The organism is Pantoea sp. S-LA4, assembly GCF_054482835.1.
Genome location: NZ_JBTLRC010000002.1, coordinates 654,022 through 668,349 on the forward strand (window position 1 = coordinate 654,022; position 14,328 = coordinate 668,349).

Below are 14,328 nucleotides of genomic sequence, written 5' to 3' on the forward strand. Positions count from 1 at the left end.
TCAGCCGCGCCCAGGCCAGACACCGCGCTGCAAATAAAATTTGCCATTGCGGATGAGTCCGGCAAGATCGACGCATTCTCTGATAAGAAGGAATCATGATGGCTATCTGGGTCGATGCTGACGCCTGTCCGAATGTGATCAAAGAGGTGCTCTACCGTGCTGCGGACCGCACCGCAACCACCGTGACCTTTGTCGCCAACCAGTTTTTGCGCGTACCCTCTTCGCCTTATCTGCGTACTTTGCAGGTACCGGCGGGATTTGATGTGGCGGATAACGAAATTGTCCGGCGGGCGCAGCCGGGCGATCTGGTGATCACGGCGGATATTCCGCTGGCGGCTGAAGTGATTGAAAAGGGGGCGGCGGCGCTGAATCCGCGCGGTGAACGCTACTCACCGGCCACCATTCGTGAACGGCTGACGATGCGTGATTTTATGGATACCCTGCGGGCAAGTGGCGTGCAGACCGGCGGCCCCGCGGCGATGAATCCGCGTGACCGCCAGCAGTTTGCTAACGAACTGGACAGCTGGCTCAGACAGCAAAAACGCTGAGCTTAGACGAAGTTATCGTCGTCGAAATCGTTACCGCCAAAATCGTTGAGATCGCTGTTATCGGCGAAGCCATTATCCCAGCCCGCATTCTGATCGAGGAATGCGCTGTCCTCACCGCCACCATTAAAGGTGTTGAGGTTGTCATTAACATCCGGCAGCGGCGGCTCGTTAATGATGTTCACAATTTCTTCCGGCTGGGAGTGATGAAACATGCTGGTCAGCATATCCGCCATCACCACGCCGCCCGCAACGCCCACCGCGGTTTGCAGCGCACCGCCCAGGAAACCGGTACCGCGTGCGGCTGGCGCACTGGCATATTGCGGTGGCTGTGCCGCCTGCTGCTGCGGCGCACTGTTCCACGCCGGAGGCTGCTGTTGCGCAGGCGGCTGCTGGCGTGATCCGCTGCCAAATAAACCCGACAGAAACCCTCCGCTGCTCTGTGCCTGCTGTTGCTGCTGTTGCTGTTGCGCCAGTCGGCTCTCCAGCTCAGTTACCCGATCATTGAGTTTTTTCAGCGCGGCTTCCTGAATCAGAATCGCCTGCGCCATGTAATAGGGCGCGCCCGGCTGCGCCTGCAGATGCTGGTTAATCAGTTGTTCGGCAGCGGCATCGCGTGCCACGGTCTGGCTTTCTGCCTGTTTCAGACGGCTGAACAGCCCTTCGATCAGTTGTTGTTCTTCGCGTTGCATGATGACTCTCCTGTTGCGATTCTATTCAGTATATGGGGCTGCCAGGCTGCAAAGTAAAATTGTGGCGGTAAGCAAATGTTGCGGACGTCACCACGCACCCTCCATGCACAAAACGTGCATGCTTTTCGCTTTGAAAATAAAGGAATTGTCTGAAGTTGTCGGGTCTGGCTGCGCATTTCATGCTTGATGGGTAGAGGCAAAAAAGAAATCCAGTTATCATGCGTCGCATTATTGAGCGAAATATCCAGCCGCAGCATGCGGCAAGGCGGAGGAATGGCCCTGATGTCTCTACCCATCTTTTTGATTGGCGCACGCGGTTGCGGCAAAACCACTGTCGGCAAAGCGTTGTCGCAGGCGTTGGGCTACGCCTTTTGCGATACCGATCATCATCTGCAGCTCACCACGCAGCGCAGCGTGGCGGAGATTGTGGCAGCTGAAGGCTGGGAAGGGTTCCGTGCACGGGAAACCGAGTCGCTCAGGGCGGTGACCGCGCCGTTGACGGTGATTGCGACCGGCGGTGGCATGGTGCTGGCCGAAGAGAACTGCCGCTTTATGCAGGAGCAGGGCCGTGTCATCTGGCTTAGCGCCTCGCCGGAGGTGCTGGCGGAGCGGCTGGAGAGCCAGCCCGAAACGGCACAGCGCCCAACGCTAACCGGACGCCCGATTGCCGATGAGATGGAAGAGGTGCTGCGTGAGCGCGCCCATTTATACCGCGCGGCGGCTCATCATCAGGTCAATGCCATGCAGTCGCCTGATGGCGTCGTCGATGAGATCCTGCACTCGTTATCGCTGGCGCGCGCCAGCTAACCCTCAGATTTTTCCCGCTTTGATCCCGCTTACAGTGCGGTTGTCTATACTTAGCTTCTGACAGGCATCGGCCTGTCTTGTGGAATGTGATTCAGCTAAGAGGGACACAGTATGCCGACAAGACCACCGTACCCACGCGAAGCGCGAATTGTGCCGGTTGAAAAGGGCACCGAAGCTAATAAAGTCACATCGTATGAATTACGTGCTGACCATCCCAAACCAAATTCATTAATCAGTGAGCACGAAACGGAAGAGGAAGCGCGTGACGCCAAGCTGCGTTACGAAGACGTCGAAAAAGAGTAAAACGTTGCCGCTGGCAGGGATGCCAGCCGACATCATGCTAGAATGACGCAATTTTTTGGCTGAATCCATTTAGCCTTCCCTTCTGTTCTGCCTCACCGGACTCCCGCCAGATAAAGCCCCGCTAATCATTCTTCCGCCCTGATTTTGTCCGCCTGTCGATCGGTTCAGCTAAAAATTGTCTCTTGACCGATTCAGCGCAACGTTTTATTTTCGATTTACCGAATCAGGAACTCAGTTCCATATAGTGAAACTCGCTGCATGACCACACTCGAAAATGCCGCCGCCGTACTCAGACTGTTCCAGCGCAAAGGCGTGACTCAGGGACATGTCGGGCTGACATTTAGTGAAGTGGTTGATGCGCTGACGCTGCCGAAAAGCACCGTTTCACGTCTGCTGGCCACGATGGAGAGTCAGGGGCTGCTGGAGCGGGATGCCGAAACGCGTTGCTTTCATATTGGTCGCGTCCTGTTGGCTGCAGCCGGACATTATCTCTCGGCGCCGCTGGTTGATAGCGTCTCCGCGGCCATGGTCAGGCTGGCAGAGAGCACCGGCTGTATGGGCTATGTCTCTAAGCTGGCCGGACGCGAAATATTAGTCATGCGTATGTTTCATGGTCGCCATTTTACCCAGATGGTGACGCCGCCAGGCAGTCGTATGCCGGCGGCGGCAACCTCAACCGGCCGGGCGCTGTTAGCCCAGCTGAGTGATGAAGAGGTTCAGGCGCGTTATCTCGATAACTGGCAGGTGGTTTCCGCAAATTCACCTCAAACGCCTGACGCGCTCTGTGCACGATTAGCTGAAGTGCGTCAGCACGGCTGGTCACTGGCGCGCAATGAGTCACTGCCCGGCATCAGCTCGCTGTCGGTCTGCGTGCATAACAAACATCATGGCGAAACGGTGGCGCTCTGCCTCTCGTTTCTGTCGCAGGAGAGTGAGCCGGGCTACCCGTCAGACCTGCTCGAAGCATTACGCGCAACGGCTTCAGAGATAGCCGAAAAATATGGCGCGTAACTTCACAACGATTTTATCGGCGTAATATTTCGCCACACCAGGGAAAACAAAGGCCTTCGGGCCTTTTTCTTTCAGTCTGATCGTCACTCTTTGCGCAGCATCGGTTGCTGTGCGCGCCTCCCCACGTCTTTTTACGGCTTAAAGCCTGGGCTGCGCGCGCCTGTAGCTGGCTGCTGCGGCGTGTCCGATCGGTGAAATATAAAAACGACGTAAGCCAGCTGGCTGGCAATACGTTATTTCATTTCGTCTGGGTAGGGAGGGGTGGGAATATATGGAACGGGTCAATCCGATTAAGCACGCTGGCGTTGCGCTGGTTTTAATTTTTCTTTCAATTGCGGGTGCCATTATTGGTATTCAGCTGATCACCACCATTGGGGTGACACCCAATACCTCCATTATTGGCGCGCTGTTTGCCATGCTGCTGGCGCGCATTCCGCTACAGGCTTTTCGCCGTTATCGCTCAATTGAAATCCAGAACCTGGCGCAGACCGCCATCTCCTCGGCCACCTTTGGTGCGGCAAATAGCCTGCTGATGCCGATTGCCGTGCCCTGGGCGCTGGGTGAACCGCAACTGGTACTGCCGCTGTTCTGTGGCGTCAGTGCGGCCATGCTGCTGGATGCCTGGCTGCTCTATCGACTGTTTGATACCCGCGTCTTCCCGGCCAGCAATGCCTGGCCGCCGGGCGTTGCGGCGGCAGAAGCGATTAAGGCTGGCGATAAAGGCGGACGTCAGGCGTGGCTGCTGGTGATGGGCATTGTGGGTGGCATCGTCGGCGCGATGCTGAAGATTCCGATGTCCGCTTTCGGCACGGCTTTTATCGGCAACATCTGGGCGCTGTCGATGCTCGGCATCGGCTTCCTGCTGCGCGCTTATGCTCAGCCGGTGGCCGGTATTGATATTAACGCCCTCTACATTCCGCATGGCGTGATGGTCGGTGCCGGTCTGGTGGCGCTGATTCAGGTGGTGATGGTGATCCGCAGCCGCAAAAACGATGCGCTGGTGGTCAGCCGTAATGGTAATGAGGTGCAGCGGGCGCTGGGACTGGGCAGCGTTGGCTACATCCTCATCTCGGCGCTGCTGGCGCTGGCCGGCGGATTATGGAGTGAAATGGGGCTGGCGATGCTGCTGCTGTTTATTCTGTACGCCGCCTTTGCCGCCTTCGTTCACGAACTGATTGTCGGCATTGCCGCCATGCACTCCGGCTGGTTCCCGGCGTTTGCGGTGGCGCTGATCACCCTTATTATTGGCATCCTGATTGGCTTTCCACCGCTGGCACTCTGCCTGCTGTGCGGCTTTACCGCCGCCACCGGACCAGCCTTTGCCGATATGGGTTACGACCTCAAGGCGGGCTTTATCCTGCGCGGTAACGGCGCAGATATGCAGCAGGAGCTGTGGGGCCGCCGCATCCAGCTGATCGCCGCGATGATCGCCTTCGTGGTGTCGATTCCGCTGGTCTGGTATGCCCACACGCTGTTCTTCACCGACAACCTGCTGCCGCCAGTGGCGCGGGTCTATGCCAAAACCATTCAGGCTGGCGCAGAGCCAGGAATTGCCGGCAACCTGCTGACCTGGGCGATCCCTGGCGCGATAATTCAGCTGATCGGCGGGCCAAAGCGCCAGTTAGGCGTGCTGTTAGCCACCGGTTTACTGATCAATAACGCCATGGCCGGCTGGGCGGTGGTGGTGGGGATCGCGCTGCGTATCGTGATCATTCGCGTCTGGGGCGAGCGTGGCCGTTCGCCAATGGAAGTGATGGCCGCGGGCTTTATTGCCGGTGATGCGCTCTTCAGCTTCTTTAATTCACTGTTTGCCAGCAGCAGTAAAAAATAGCTAAGGATTAACCATGAGTTTACAGCAGACCTTGCAGGTCTTTGAGTTACTGGATAGCGCCCTGATTGACGGGCAGCAGGTAGTGGATCTGTTCGCCGCGTACCCGGAAGTGCAGGCCAGCGTGAAGCGGGTTTCCGGTCCCAAAGGCCGGACCGATTTTGTGCGCATCGCGATTGCTGGCACGCAGGGCAAAGCCAGCGGCGGGACGGCACCGACGCTGGGCATTATTGGTCGTCTTGGGGGCATCGGTGCCAGGCCTGGGCGCATCGGCATGGTATCCGATGCTGACGGAGCCGTGGCGGCGATCGCCAGTGCGCTCAAGCTGGCGCAGATGCAGAGCAAAGGCGACCGGCTGGCGGGTGACGTAATTGTCACCACTCATATCTGCCCGGATGCGCCCACCCGGCCGCATCAACCGGTCGACTTTATGGATTCGCCGATTGACGATGTCACCATGAATGATAACGAAGTGGTCGAGGGCGTGGAGGCGATTCTCTCCATCGACACCACCAAAGGGAACCGCATCATCAACCACAAGGGCTTTGCGCTCTCGCCCACGGTGAAAGAGGGTTACATTCTGCGGGTCTCTGAGGATCTGTTGCGCATTATGGAGATGACCACCGGTCGTCCTGCCGTCACTTTTCCCATCACTACTCAGGACATCACCCCTTACGGAAATGGCATCTACCATCTGAACAGCATTCTGCAACCGTCGACCGCCACCGATGTTCCGGTGGTGGGGGTGGCGATCACCGCAGAATCGGTGGTGCCGGGCTGCGGTACCGGTGCCAGTCATGAGGTGGATATCGCCGCTGCGGCGAAATTTGCGGTGGAAGTGGCGAAAGAGTTTGGTCGCGAGACCTGCCACTTTTATGACGCAGAGGAATACGCGCGGCTGCTGGCGCTCTACGGCAGCCTGGGACATTTGCGTCAGCGGAATCACTGAGATGGCTAAATCCCTGGTCACTCTGACCATCGGTCAGTCACCGCGCAGCGACATTCTGCCGCTGCTGCGTCTGCATCTGCCGGACGCCGTGACCGATCATGCCGGCTTGCTTGATGGATTAAGCGCGGCCGATATCGCGGCGCAGTATGGTCCGGCGGCGGGCGAGAAGATCCTGGTTTCCCGGCTGCAGAGTGGTGAGCAGGTACGGCTGGCGGCATCCAGAGTGGAGCAGGGATTGCAGCGCAAAATCAACGCCCTGGAGCAGGCGGGTTACGACACCATTCTGCTGCTCTGTACCGGCGAATTTGGCACCTTACGCACCCGGCGCGCGCTGCTGCTGGAGCCGGATCGCATTATCCCGCCGCTGATCTGCGCGATGGTTCAGCAGCAGCGGGTCGGGATTGTGGTGCCGGTTGAAGAGCAGGTGGTGGAACAGGCGGCGAAGTGGCAGTTGCTGCCCACGCCAGCCCATTACGCCGTCGCCAGCCCCTATCAGGCCGATGAGGCCACCTTCGCGGCGGCGGCCCGCACGCTACAGGCTGCCGATGTCGGTCTGGTGGTGCTGGACTGTTTTGGCTATCACCAGCAGCATCGGGCTGCGCTGCAGTCGCGGCTCGGCGTACCGGTATTGCTTTCGAATCAGCTGGTGGCCAGGCTGGCGGCGGAACTGCTGGGCTGACGGGAGAGATCACAAACGACCATCATTTCGCGTGACAGATCAGCGAGTTCCCTTCTACACTGCCAGACACCTTAATGTGCTGTGAGGAAGTATTATGCTCAACATTAGTGAGTATTTTGACGGAAAAGTTAAATCCATCGGTTTTGACAGTGCGAGCACCGGCCGTGCCAGCGTGGGCGTGATGGCTGAAGGCGAATATACCTTTGGTACCGGTCAGCCGGAAGAGATGACCGTGGTGAGCGGCTCGCTGAAGGTACTGCTGCCGGGTGAAACCGAGTGGCAATGGTTTGAGGCGGGTTCGGTGTTTAACGTGCCGGGCCACAGCGAATTTCACTTACAGGTTGGCGAACCCAGTTCTTATCTCTGTCGCTACCTGAAAGGATAAAAAAATGGCCGCAATGCGGCCATTTTCTTTCAGAGCGACGCCAGCTTAACGCTGTGCTTCGCCGCCTAACGCTTCCACCAGGTTGCTGGTCAGCGCAGCCAGTTCGCTGGTCATCAGAATAAAGTCGGCGTCAAAACGCTGGGCAAAATCTTCCCGATCAATATCATCATTCTGGTCGCGCAGCGTGTCGCTGAACTTCAGGCGTTTGATTGAACCGTCGTCGGCCAGCATAAACTGAATGCGCTCCTGCCAGTCCAGCGCCAGTTTGGTCACCAGTTTACCCGCTTCGATGTGATTCGCGATCTCATCACAGACCAGATCCTGTTTCTTGCAGCGGATCACGCCGCCATCTTCCAGCAGCGCTTTCAGCTCGGCTTCATCCATCAGGGCGAAACCGGCGGGCACCTCGCCAGAACGTACCCATTCGGTCAGGGTCAGTTCAATCGGGCTTTCCAGCGTCAGCGGCACCACCGGCAATGAGCCGAGGCTTTTGCGCAGCAGCGCCAGCGTATCTTCCGCTTTTTTGGCGCTGGCGCAGTCAACCATAATCAGGTTGTTCACCGTGTCGATCCACAGCCATGTCTGGCTAAAGCGGCTGAAGGCACGCGGCAGCAGGCTGTGCAGCACTTCATCTTTCAGCGAATCTTTTTCGGTCTTCTTCAGCTTGCGGCTCTGCTCCGCTTCCAACTTGTCGATTTTCGCTTCCAGCGCCTGTTTCACGACCGGTGACGGCAGCATTTTCTCTTCTTTGCGGGCGCAAATCACGATCTGACCGTTGTTTTCATGGGTCAGCGCATCGCTGCGGTTGCCCATCGGCGGCACCCAGCCGGTTTTGCTCATATCCTGACTGCCACACGGCGAAAAAGTGAAGGCGTCGAGCTGTTTTTCCATCTCATCTGCGGACAACGGAATGTCACGATTCAGACGATAAACCATCATATTTTTAAACCACAACATCGGGATTCCTTACCGTGGCGCGATCGGGCGCACAAGTCTAACAGAGTCAGCGCGCATGATAGCGAAACATCGGAGTGGTTTCATTGCCTTTCCGGCTGACGCCTTCTACTGTATGTTCCACCTGAACGAATAACGAGGAATAAACCGTGCGCATAGGCATTGATTTGGGTGGCACCAAGACAGAAGTGATTGCGTTATCCAACGCCGGACAGGAGCTGTTTCGTCACCGGGTCAATACCCCGCGTGATGACTATCAGGCAACGGTCCAGGCGATTGTCGATCTGGTCAGGCTGGCAGAGCAGAAAACCGGTCAGACCGGCACCGTTGGCCTCGGTATTCCCGGCACGATTTCGCCCTACAGCAAACGGGTCAAAAATGCCAACTCCACCTGGCTTAACGGTCAGCCGCTGGATAAAGATCTGGCGCAGGCGCTGAATCGTGACGTGCGCATCGCCAACGACGCGAATTGTCTCGCCGTTTCCGAGGCGGTTGACGGAGCGGGTGCCGGACAGCCGCTGGTGTTTGCGGTGATCATCGGCACCGGATCGGGTGCCGGGATCGCAATCAACGGCCAGTCTCGTATCGGCGGTAACGGCAATGCTGGCGAGTGGGGCCACAATCCGCTGCCGTGGATGGATGAAGATGAGCTGCGCTATCGGCAGGAAGTGCCCTGTTATTGCGGGCAGCAGGGCTGCATTGAGACCTTCGTCTCAGGCACCGGTTTCGGTATTGATTATCAGCGGCTGAGCGGCGTGTCTCGTAAAGGGGCGGAGATCGTGGCGCTGCTGGAACAGCAGGATCCGATCGCTGAACTGGCGATGAGCCGATATGAACTGCGGCTGGCAAAATCGCTGGCGCAGGTGGTGAATCTGATCGATCCGGACGTGATCGTGCTGGGCGGCGGCATGAGCAATGTGGATCGTCTCTATCAGACGGTGCCGACGCTGATGAAAAAATGGGTATTCGGTGGCGAATGCGAAACGCCGGTGCTGAAGGCGCAACACGGCGATTCGAGTGGCGTGCGTGGAGCAGCCTGGCTCTGGCCGCTCAACGACTGATTTTAGCTAGCCTGTCCGGGGCGCGACCTCAGGCCGCGCCCTGCTATTCACCCACCAGCATACTGTCCTGCGGCGCGCGATCGCGCTGTGCCTTAGTCGCCAGGAAGTAGAGATAGCCCACCAGCATAAAGGCGACGAACAGCGCGCCGATTACCGGGTTAAACCACAGCATCGCCAGCAGGCAGATCACCGATAACAGCAGGGCGATGCCCGGCACGATCGGATAACCTGGCGCACGGAAGCTGCGCGCCAGATCCGGTGCCGAACGGCGCAGCCGGAACAGGCTCAGCATACTCATGATATACATCACAATGGCGCCGAACACCGCCATAGTGATCATCGCCGCCGTCAGCGTCATCCCCTGCAGATTAATAATTCCGTCGCTGTAAATGGCGGCGATCCCCAGTATCCCGCCGGTAATAATGGCGCGATGCGGCGTCTGAAAGCGCGACAGTTTCGCCAGCCCGGGCGGCAGATAGCCGGCGCGGGCCAGCGCAAAGAACTGGCGTGAATAACCGAGGATGATGCCGTGGAAGCTGGCGATCAGGCCAAACAGGCCGATCCACACCAGCATGTGCATCCAGTTAGAGTGTTCGCCGACGATCATTTTCATCGCCTGCGGCAGGGGATCGTTGATGTCGGACAGTTTACGCCAGTCACCCGCGCCGCCCGCCATCAGCATCACGCCAATTGCCAGCACCACCAGCGTCAGAATGCCGCTGATATAGGCCCGCGGGATGGTACGGGTCGGATCTTTCGCCTCTTCTGCCGCCATCGCAGCACCTTCAATGGCAAGGAAAAACCAGATGGCGAATGGGATTGCGGCAAAAATACCGGAAAACGCCGGCATACCGAAGCTGTCGCTGCCGGCCCAGCCGTGCGCGGCAAAGTTCGCCAGGCTGAAACCGGGCGAGACTACGCCCATAAACACCAGCAGCTCAATCACCGCCAGAATGGTCACCACCAGCTCGAACATCGCTGCCAGTTTTACGCCAAGAATATTCAGCGTCATAAACAGCAGATAAGCGCCGACCGCGGCGGTTTTCGGGTTGAGTGCCGGATACTGCACGTTGAGGTAGGCACCAATTGCCATCGCAATCGCCGGTGGCGCAAAGACGAACTCAATCAGCGTGGCGAGACCGGCAATCAGCCCGCCGGTTTCGCCAAAGGCGCGGCGGCTGTAGGCAAACGGCCCGCCGGCGTGAGGAATTGCGGTGGTCAGCTCGGTAAAGCTGAAAATAAAGCAGGTATAGAGCGTGGCGATCAGCGCGGTGGTGACCAGGAAGCCCAGCGTGCCCGCCACCGCCCAGCCGTAACTCCAGCCAAAATATTCGCCTGAGATAACCAGGCCAACCGCAATTCCCCACAGATGCAGGGTGCCCAGCGTGGGCTTGAGTCTGTTTGTCATACTGTTATCCCCGTCGTTGTTGGTGCCGCGCGGCAGTGATACCGCACTTCATGGTTTACGCTACAGTGAAGGGATAATGCCGTTGCCTGGCGGGCCGCGACTTGACGCCGGCGCGGTCAATGCTGTCCTCCACGGTCAACTCACAGGCAACACCGGGCCAGATGCACGCTGCGGTCAACTTTGACTCCTCTGCGGTCAAGCAGCTCAGGTTCTGGCAACGCATGCTGAGGTTACGCAAGTGACAGGAGCCGGAATGATGAGCGCGAAACAATATGACAACCTGACTGATTCTCAACTTACCGCACTGGCGCAGCAGGCGCTGGGCTGTTATCCCGCCGCGCTGCAGGGCACGCTGCGGCTGCTGTGTCGTTCGGAGAACGCCACGTTTCTGCTGCAGGCGGGCAGCCGGCGTTATGCGCTGCGGCTGCATCGCGGCGACTACCATCAAAAAGCGGATATCCTCAGCGAGCTGCTGTGGCTGGACGCGCTGCGCGAAACCGGCATCGTAGTACCCGAGGCTGTGCCGGACAGCCAGGGCGAAAGGGTACTGACGCTGCGTTTGCCGGACGGTGGCGAGCGGTATGTGGTGCTGTTTCACTGGATTGACGGCGAGATGCCGACCACCGAGGTGGACCCGCGCGCCTTTCAGCAACTGGGGCAGATTACGGCCCGGCTGCATCAGCACAGTAAACAGTGGCAGCCGCCGGCTGGTTTCCAGCGCATCCTCTGGGATCACCACACCATGACCAGCGCGCAGAGCCACTGGGGACGCTGGCAGGATGCGCCCAATCTGCCTTCCGCCGATCATGGGATCATCGAACAGGCGATCGCTCAGGCGGGCGAGGCGCTGACGGCGTTTGGCAAAGGATCGGATCGTTTTGGCCTGATCCACGCCGATCTGCGACTGACTAATCTGCTGCTGCACCAGGGTGAAACCCGGGTGATCGATTTCGATGACTGCGGGCTGGGCTGGTATCTGCACGATCTGGCGGCAGCGATCAGTTTTGTCGAGCATCATCCGCGGGCGGCAGAGTGGATCGATCACTGGATTCGCGGCTACGAGCAGGTGTCGCACATCAGCGATCGGGAGATGGCGATGCTGCCAACGCTGCTGATCCAGCGCCGTATCCAGCTCACCGCGTGGGTAGGATCGCACGCCGAAACGGAGATGGCGCAGAGCCTGGGCCCGGAATGGGCCCGCCATTCAGTGCGGCTCTGCCGGCGTTATCTGGAGAGCGAGCAGTTGCCGGTCGGGGTCTGATGCACCAGCGGCGGGCGCAGGTGCGCCGCCGCAGTGCTGTGCGTCCAACCGCCGCGGTCTAACCCGCTGAAATCCTGAAGGATTAAGCTGGTACGGAAATTGCTCAGTCTGTTAATGGGTTTTCCCCTGAATCTGACTGAGGCGACCATGAATCCGATGATGATAAAACAGCCCGATGCATTTGCTGCCTGCTCCGCTGCGGCGGAGGCCGGTAATCACGGCGTGCTGGCCGCTGCGGCCACCGGCCTGAGCGATTTTATTCATACCCGTGGCGGTGACGTGGACCGTATCTTCGGCATCAGCGGTATCGATCCGGAGCGGCTCACCAGCCCGACGCTGAGCCTTGGGCTGGTTAACTACTGTCGGGTGCTGGAGGAAGCGGCACGACACTCCGGTTTTGATAACTTCGGTTTGCACTACGGCAGGCAGTTTAAACCGCAGTCATTAGGCCTGATTGGCTACATCGGCCTCTGTTCCGCCACGCTGGAACAGGCGCTACACAATGTGGTCAACGCCTTTCCGTGGCATCAGCACGACACCTTAACCCGGCTGGTGGACAAAGGAGAGTGCTGGCGGCTCGACTATCAGGTTCGCCACGGGGCGATTCTGACGCGCCGTCAGGATGCGGAGCTGACGCTGGGGATGTTCATGAATCTGATTCGTCATGTGGCGGGTAAAAACTGGGCACCGCGCGAGGTGCATTTTGAACATCCGCGCCCGGAACAGTGGCACGATCACGGGAAAGTGTTTGATGCGCCGGTCTGGTTCGATCAGCCCTTTAACTCGCTGGTGATCCCAAAGCGCGATCTGCTGCGCAGCATGCCGGAAAGCGATCCCATGTTGCTGATGGTGATGCAGGATGCCATCCGGCGGCTCAATCGGGCCGCTTCACAGCAGAGCATGGTGGAGCAGGCGCGCTCACAGGTAAACCTGTCGCTGATGCAGGGCGAACCGGTGCTGGAGGAGGTGGCTGATAAGCTGGGGTTATCGAGCTGGTCACTGCAGCGGCGGCTGCGTGAAGAGGGCTGCAGCTTCAGCGCGCTGGTGGATCAGGTACGCTGCGAAATGGCGACGCACTATCTGCAGCAGAAGCAGCTGCCGATCTCCGAAATGGCACTGCTGCTGGGCTACTCGGAAGTCAGCGCCTTCTCACGCGCGTTTCGGCGCTGGTTCGGCATCAGTCCGCGTCAGTGGCGCCAGCATGGGCTGGCAAGCTAGCCTTGCGCGGCGCAAAGCCAAACCACGCCGGCTGAGTACGCACCGGCGGCGGCGGCAAACCTTTGGTCTGCGCAGCCAGCTGCCAGGCCCGTAAGCACAACGCCTCATCGCCCTGCGTCTGCGTCACCGCATAGCGTCCACTCTGTTGCCACTCCAGCCGGACCAGACATTGCTGGCCCGCATAGCGCGCCGCATCGCTGAACTGCTGATTCAGCCGGTGCTGCATTTGATTAGTCCACTGACAGGATGCGCTGTTGGGGTCCTTCGCGGGCTGACAGAGGTTGACCACACTATCCCGTTGCTTTGGTTCAGAATGCTGGCAGCCGCTCAGGACGATGGCAATAATTACGCCCGGCAACACTTTCATCTTTATATTAATTAAATTCATTGAACTGACCAATTCTGATTAAAGTTCTCTTCTTCTGCTGCCGACAGTCTACAGACCGGACTGGCGAATGCTATGGCATTACTCCGACTGTCGGCAGAACCAGAATTTACCGCCCCGAGCGCGGTTTCTTATTATTTATTCATGGAACAGAAATGCAGAAAAAATATGCCGTTGCGGCACTCACCTTACTCAGTGCTTCGCTGCTCAGCGGCTGCGCGACTGAATCCTCCCGTGCGATTGAAGCACCCCAGGTTCGTGCAGCCAGCCAGCCCGCTTACCAGGGCGTGCGCAGCCCGATTGCGGTTGGTCAGTTTGATAACCGCTCCGCTTATATGAACGGGATTTTCTCGGATGGCGTTGATCGGCTGGGTAATCAGTCAAAAACCATTCTGATCACCCATCTGCAGCAGACTAACCGTTTCAGCGTACTGGATCGCAGCAACCTGAAAGAGCTGGAGCAGGAAGCCGACTTCAAACGCAGTCAGCAAAATATCAAAGGCGCGAACTATATCATCACCGGTGATATCACCGAGTTTGGTCGCAAAGAAGTGGGTGACCAGCAGCTGTGGGGCATTCTGGGCCGCGGTAAGAGTCAGATCGCCTATGCCAAAGTCAATCTCAACGTGGTGGATGTCACCACCTCTGAAGTGGTGTTCAGCGCGCAGGGCGCTGGCGAATACCAGCTTTCAGCCCGTGAGATCATCGGTTTTGGCGGCACCAGCAGTTATGACTCGACGCTGAATGGCAAAGTGATGGATCTGGCGATTCGCGAAGCAGTCGATCATTTAGTGGATGGAATCAACAACGGCGCCTGGCGTCCGGCTAAATAAGGAAGTTAT

The 14,328-nt window shown here is 58.4% G+C and carries 16 protein-coding genes; 12 read left to right on the forward strand and 4 right to left on the reverse strand.

What is annotated here, in order from left to right; all coding sequences use genetic code 11:
- Window positions 1–98: 98 nt before the first annotated feature.
- On the forward strand, window positions 99–548 hold the full coding sequence (locus tag ACX3P5_RS03840; RefSeq protein WP_031377593.1) for a YaiI/YqxD family protein: 450 nt from the start codon (window positions 99–101) through the stop codon (window positions 546–548).
- A 2-nt stretch (window positions 549–550) separates the two neighbouring features.
- Here ACX3P5_RS03840 and ACX3P5_RS03845 read toward each other — a convergent pair whose 3' ends face one another.
- Entirely contained in the window at window positions 551–1,237 is a 687-nt protein-coding gene (locus tag ACX3P5_RS03845; RefSeq protein WP_233985159.1) for a DUF2076 domain-containing protein, read from the reverse strand.
- Between the two features lie 282 nt (window positions 1,238–1,519).
- Here ACX3P5_RS03845 and aroL point away from each other — a divergent pair, with 282 nt between their 5' ends.
- From aroL to ppnP, 7 genes are all read left to right on the forward strand, one after another.
- Entirely contained in the window at window positions 1,520–2,044 is a 525-nt protein-coding gene (gene aroL / locus ACX3P5_RS03850; protein ID WP_336754778.1) for a shikimate kinase AroL, read from the forward strand.
- 111 nt (window positions 2,045–2,155) lie between these two features.
- Window positions 2,156–2,347, forward strand: coding sequence for a YaiA family protein (locus tag ACX3P5_RS03855; protein WP_031377596.1), 192 nt, complete (start codon window positions 2,156–2,158; stop codon window positions 2,345–2,347).
- A gap of 258 nt (window positions 2,348–2,605) precedes the next feature.
- The gene (locus tag ACX3P5_RS03860; RefSeq protein ID WP_458968310.1) at window positions 2,606–3,358 is read left to right on the forward strand and encodes an IclR family transcriptional regulator; all 753 of its coding nucleotides are present in this window, start codon (window positions 2,606–2,608) and stop codon (window positions 3,356–3,358) included.
- Window positions 3,359–3,629: 271 nt separating this feature from the next.
- The gene (locus ACX3P5_RS03865; protein ID WP_458968311.1) at window positions 3,630–5,189 is read left to right on the forward strand and encodes an OPT/YSL family transporter; all 1,560 of its coding nucleotides are present in this window, start codon (window positions 3,630–3,632) and stop codon (window positions 5,187–5,189) included.
- 13 nt (window positions 5,190–5,202) lie between these two features.
- Window positions 5,203–6,135, forward strand: coding sequence for a DUF1177 domain-containing protein (locus tag ACX3P5_RS03870; protein ID WP_458968312.1), 933 nt, complete (start codon window positions 5,203–5,205; stop codon window positions 6,133–6,135).
- Between the two features lies 1 nt (window position 6,136).
- Window positions 6,137–6,814, forward strand: coding sequence for an AroM family protein (locus ACX3P5_RS03875; protein WP_458968313.1), 678 nt, complete (start codon window positions 6,137–6,139; stop codon window positions 6,812–6,814).
- Window positions 6,815–6,908: 94 nt separating this feature from the next.
- Complete coding sequence (ppnP, locus tag ACX3P5_RS03880) at window positions 6,909–7,199, forward strand: pyrimidine/purine nucleoside phosphorylase (protein WP_094121675.1); 291 nt, start codon at window positions 6,909–6,911, stop codon at window positions 7,197–7,199.
- Window positions 7,200–7,244: 45 nt separating this feature from the next.
- Here ppnP and rdgC read toward each other — a convergent pair whose 3' ends face one another.
- A complete protein-coding gene (gene rdgC, locus ACX3P5_RS03885) occupies window positions 7,245–8,156 on the reverse strand; it encodes a recombination-associated protein RdgC (RefSeq protein ID WP_094120152.1) in 912 nt (303 codons plus the stop codon).
- 146 nt (window positions 8,157–8,302) lie between these two features.
- On the opposite strand from rdgC, the gene mak reads away from it, so the two are divergent.
- Complete coding sequence (gene mak, locus ACX3P5_RS03890) at window positions 8,303–9,214, forward strand: fructokinase (protein ID WP_458968314.1); 912 nt, start codon at window positions 8,303–8,305, stop codon at window positions 9,212–9,214.
- A 43-nt stretch (window positions 9,215–9,257) separates the two neighbouring features.
- On the opposite strand, the gene eat is transcribed toward mak, so the two are convergent.
- On the reverse strand, window positions 9,258–10,622 hold the full coding sequence (gene eat / locus ACX3P5_RS03895; protein WP_233985152.1) for an ethanolamine permease: 1,365 nt from the start codon (window positions 10,620–10,622) through the stop codon (window positions 9,258–9,260).
- A gap of 256 nt (window positions 10,623–10,878) precedes the next feature.
- Here eat and ACX3P5_RS03900 point away from each other — a divergent pair, with 256 nt between their 5' ends.
- Window positions 10,879–11,883, forward strand: a complete 1,005-nt coding sequence (locus ACX3P5_RS03900) for a phosphotransferase enzyme family protein (RefSeq protein ID WP_233988216.1) — start codon at window positions 10,879–10,881, stop codon at window positions 11,881–11,883.
- A 147-nt stretch (window positions 11,884–12,030) separates the two neighbouring features.
- Complete coding sequence (gene qhpR / locus ACX3P5_RS03905) at window positions 12,031–13,101, forward strand: AraC-like transcriptional regulator QhpR (RefSeq protein WP_233985151.1); 1,071 nt, start codon at window positions 12,031–12,033, stop codon at window positions 13,099–13,101.
- Here qhpR and ACX3P5_RS03910 read toward each other — a convergent pair.
- Window positions 13,061–13,489 carry a cell envelope integrity TolA C-terminal domain-containing protein gene (locus ACX3P5_RS03910; protein ID WP_336754781.1) on the reverse strand — a complete coding sequence of 143 codons (429 nt, stop codon included), beginning with the start codon at window positions 13,487–13,489 and terminating at the stop codon, window positions 13,061–13,063. The genes qhpR and ACX3P5_RS03910 overlap by 41 nt on opposite strands.
- Window positions 13,490–13,641: 152 nt before the next feature.
- Here ACX3P5_RS03910 and ACX3P5_RS03915 point away from each other — a divergent pair, with 152 nt between their 5' ends.
- Window positions 13,642–14,319 (forward strand): CsgG/HfaB family protein, encoded by a 678-nt coding sequence (locus ACX3P5_RS03915; RefSeq protein WP_233985149.1) that lies wholly within the window; start codon window positions 13,642–13,644, stop codon window positions 14,317–14,319.
- The last annotated feature ends 9 nt before the right edge of the window (window positions 14,320–14,328 follow it).

Coding starts and splice junctions, on each gene's coding strand:
- ACX3P5_RS03840 (WP_031377593.1), top strand. CDS start 99: ATGGCTATCTGGGTCGATGCTGACGCCTGTCCGAATGTGATCAAAGAG.
- ACX3P5_RS03845 (WP_233985159.1), bottom strand. CDS start 1,237: ATGCAACGCGAAGAACAACAACTGATCGAAGGGCTGTTCAGCCGTCTG.
- aroL (WP_336754778.1), top strand. CDS start 1,520: ATGTCTCTACCCATCTTTTTGATTGGCGCACGCGGTTGCGGCAAAACC.
- ACX3P5_RS03855 (WP_031377596.1), top strand. CDS start 2,156: ATGCCGACAAGACCACCGTACCCACGCGAAGCGCGAATTGTGCCGGTT.
- ACX3P5_RS03860 (WP_458968310.1), top strand. CDS start 2,606: ATGACCACACTCGAAAATGCCGCCGCCGTACTCAGACTGTTCCAGCGC.
- ACX3P5_RS03865 (WP_458968311.1), top strand. CDS start 3,630: ATGGAACGGGTCAATCCGATTAAGCACGCTGGCGTTGCGCTGGTTTTA.
- ACX3P5_RS03870 (WP_458968312.1), top strand. CDS start 5,203: ATGAGTTTACAGCAGACCTTGCAGGTCTTTGAGTTACTGGATAGCGCC.
- ACX3P5_RS03875 (WP_458968313.1), top strand. CDS start 6,137: ATGGCTAAATCCCTGGTCACTCTGACCATCGGTCAGTCACCGCGCAGC.
- ppnP (WP_094121675.1), top strand. CDS start 6,909: ATGCTCAACATTAGTGAGTATTTTGACGGAAAAGTTAAATCCATCGGT.
- rdgC (WP_094120152.1), bottom strand. CDS start 8,156: ATGTTGTGGTTTAAAAATATGATGGTTTATCGTCTGAATCGTGACATT.
- eat (WP_233985152.1), bottom strand. CDS start 10,622: ATGACAAACAGACTCAAGCCCACGCTGGGCACCCTGCATCTGTGGGGA.
- ACX3P5_RS03900 (WP_233988216.1), top strand. CDS start 10,879: ATGAGCGCGAAACAATATGACAACCTGACTGATTCTCAACTTACCGCA.
- qhpR (WP_233985151.1), top strand. CDS start 12,031: ATGAATCCGATGATGATAAAACAGCCCGATGCATTTGCTGCCTGCTCC.
- ACX3P5_RS03910 (WP_336754781.1), bottom strand. CDS start 13,489: ATGAATTTAATTAATATAAAGATGAAAGTGTTGCCGGGCGTAATTATT.
- ACX3P5_RS03915 (WP_233985149.1), top strand. CDS start 13,642: ATGCAGAAAAAATATGCCGTTGCGGCACTCACCTTACTCAGTGCTTCG.